Annotated in this window: 3 protein-coding genes and 1 pseudogene; all 4 read right to left on the bottom strand. The window is 34.3% G+C overall.

Annotated features, from left to right (window positions below):
- Nucleotides 1-200, bottom strand: a pseudogene (locus AC1DKZ_RS32610) (serine hydrolase domain-containing protein); the annotation flags it as partial.
- Between the two features lie 458 nt (nt 201-658).
- Complete coding sequence (locus AC1DKZ_RS32605; RefSeq protein ID WP_172852259.1) at nt 659-1,315, bottom strand: GAP family protein; 657 nt, start codon at nt 1,313-1,315, stop codon at nt 659-661.
- 13 nt (nt 1,316-1,328) lie between these two features.
- A complete protein-coding gene (locus tag AC1DKZ_RS32600; protein ID WP_113734019.1) occupies nt 1,329-2,087 on the bottom strand; it encodes a MerR family transcriptional regulator in 759 nt (252 codons plus the stop codon).
- A 102-nt stretch (nt 2,088-2,189) separates the two neighbouring features.
- A complete protein-coding gene (locus AC1DKZ_RS32595) occupies nt 2,190-2,324 on the bottom strand; it encodes a hypothetical protein (RefSeq protein WP_476997953.1) in 135 nt (44 codons plus the stop codon).
- Between the last annotated feature and the right edge of the window lie 306 nt (nt 2,325-2,630).

Genomic DNA, 2,630 nt, shown 5'->3' with positions numbered 1-2,630 from the left:
GCATACCCTGAAGAAAAGTAGAACACTTCATCATCAGCAAGTATTGAGATTGACATTCCCGGCACACCTGATATACGAGAGGCATCATCTAGCAACGCTTGTATTGCCGCAGATTTCGAATCAGACAACGCATAACTTTGTGTTGCGAATCCTGAGAATAATATAAATATCGTTAATACAAAAACAATAATCTTTTTCATAAACTCTCCTTTTTGAAAAAATATAATAGAATAATATAAATAACCTACTTTTACAACTACTAAACTAAATTTTAATTTATCTTTCTATTCACCTATATAATATCAAGTAATTGTGAAGAGTTACACTTAACGAACAGATGCGTTAGTTCAATAAGAAAAACGATCTTCAACAATCGGGCGCTTTTCCGGAGTAACGATAAAAGCCCAATTTCTCAATTTTAATGCGAGAAATTGGGCTTATTTATGTTTACTTATAGTGCAAAATAACGCTTAAAATAAGCGCAAATTACCTCCTAAAGTGACACTTTGAAATAAAGTTTGATCAAAATGGATTCTTCTTCAGTAGAATTAAAATTGGTTTTTATAAAAAAGTTTAATCATTTTTTGCCCTTGTTATTCAAAAATCGTACCCGATTGTTGAATAATTCTACTTTTATCTAATACTCTGGTCAAACATCCTACAAATAATCCTGGCTATTATAAATCAGGATGAGTCCAACTATACACATAATCCACGAAAGAGCCGATCCTGTATTATTAGCGATTTTCACTCGAAGCTTCTCGAGAGATGTTTGCATCCACCGCCCAAACAGGAGATAGAAGAGAAACAGCACGAGGGAAGGCAACACCATGATAAAGTTGTATCCAGCTAAAATAGAAGACCATTCCACCCACGATAGATTAGAAGTAGTCATTATGCCAATTGCTACAAAATACGGAAAAGCAGTACCTACTTCAATTAGTGAGGTAGTGAATCCCAGCGCAACCATTGAAAGAATGCTTTTTGATTTTGGTGCAGGTAGGTCTGAACTTTTCTTTGTTGGAACATAAAAACTTGCTATGAACAATATCACCCCAATAATAAAGAACGTCCAGCTTACGATTCGATTTTGAAATACGCCAGAAATAATCTCAAGCAAGAAATCTAATCCTAACATGAGTGAAACTCCAACAGCAAAATAAAATCCTGCTATCGTCAATAAATAAACCAATAAACGTTTGGTAAGTCTCTCTTTATCTGTTAAAAGCAAATATACTGTTACCCCTAATGTGGCAGGGCTTAGCGTGTCCAATAGGGCCAATCCCCCTATTAGGAGAAGTAGTTCTGTACTCATCATTCTTTCCCCCTTATTCCGGTTGGAGATTATTCTTTTCAGCCATAAAAATGGCATATGCCTGATCCATAAACTCAAGCACATCCTGTTCAATTGGATATAATCCCAGTTTCTCTGATTGCTTTGGCGACATCCTTATTTCCCACAGCTTATCTAAAAATTCATCCTCACCTTCAAACTCCTCTAAGCGTTTTTCATCCATTCTTCTAATGATATTTTGGACTTTGGGTGCTTTTGGGCCGTCCCCCATATAATGCTTTAACTGACCTATCAGAGCAATCCATTCGAGCGACTGAGGGTTGTCACTCGTCATACTGGGAACCTTTTCCCATAATTTTATATCTCTGTCTTTAAATAAAGACTCACGATAATACTGCTGTATTTCTTTATCTTTATTGGATAATTGCATAATCTTTTGAATCGCGGTCCAGTTTTCTATTCCTTCTATCGCAATTCCATGTATCAATTCCCTTATGGATAACTCTATTTTCTTTAAATTTTCCTGTTCTTTTATTACAAAAGATAATTGACTCTTTAAACTCTCCGACCAATCCCACTCACTGGAAGCGAGCATATTTTTAATCTCGTGTAACGAAAATCCAATCTTTTTTAAAAATTGAACTTGCTGTAGTTTTTTTATCTCTTCATTCGTATATAAACGATGGCCGCCCTCTGTTTTGGATGCTGGTTTTAACAGGCCAATTTTATCGTAGTAACGCAGTGTTCTTACTGTAACACCTGCCAGCTCTCCAACCTTATTAATGTGTATCAACTAATAAACCTACCTTCCTGTATGTTAAGATTCTAGCATTAACAACTGCCTTATTCTTTTCTCACTTGTCCTTACCATAAGTCTTTATGTATTTATTCTTCTTTACGAAAAAAAATTCTGAAGTAAGTATCCTGCTCCCAAGCCAATCAGTACACCTGGAAATGCATGATCCATTATCAACCCAATACCTGCACCTATAATGACACACCCATAAATAATAATACCTCTCATTTTCATCTAAAAACCTCCTGATTTTTTAATCTAATTTATCTCGAGAACACGAAGTAGTTACTAAACAGTATATAAAATGACCTAGCGTCAGCTTCAAGCTTTTTTTATCATTTTTCGCTTTTGTAAATTAATTTATATAAAACTAGTAATTAATATAACACCATCTTCTATAACGATATCCAACGAAAGGAGTAGTGAAAAATGAAGAAATACTTTATGTAGCTTTAAAATTAAGCTTGATCAAAGTAATGTTAATAACTTTGATCTAAAAGAAAATAGAAAGAGAAGTTTTGAAAAAAGACTGATTAAAAG

The organism is Bacillus sp. 05T21 (genome assembly GCF_056396785.1).
The sequence above is the reverse complement of the archived record's forward strand: the minus strand, read 5'-3'. Positions and strand labels throughout refer to the sequence as shown.

Bases quoted from the DNA above. Each gene is read 5' to 3' on its own strand.
- AC1DKZ_RS32595 (WP_476997953.1), bottom strand. From the start codon at position 2,324: ATGAAAATGAGAGGTATTATTATTTATGGGTGTGTCATTATAGGTGCA.
- AC1DKZ_RS32605 (WP_172852259.1), bottom strand. From the start codon at position 1,315: ATGAGTACAGAACTACTTCTCCTAATAGGGGGATTGGCCCTATTGGAC.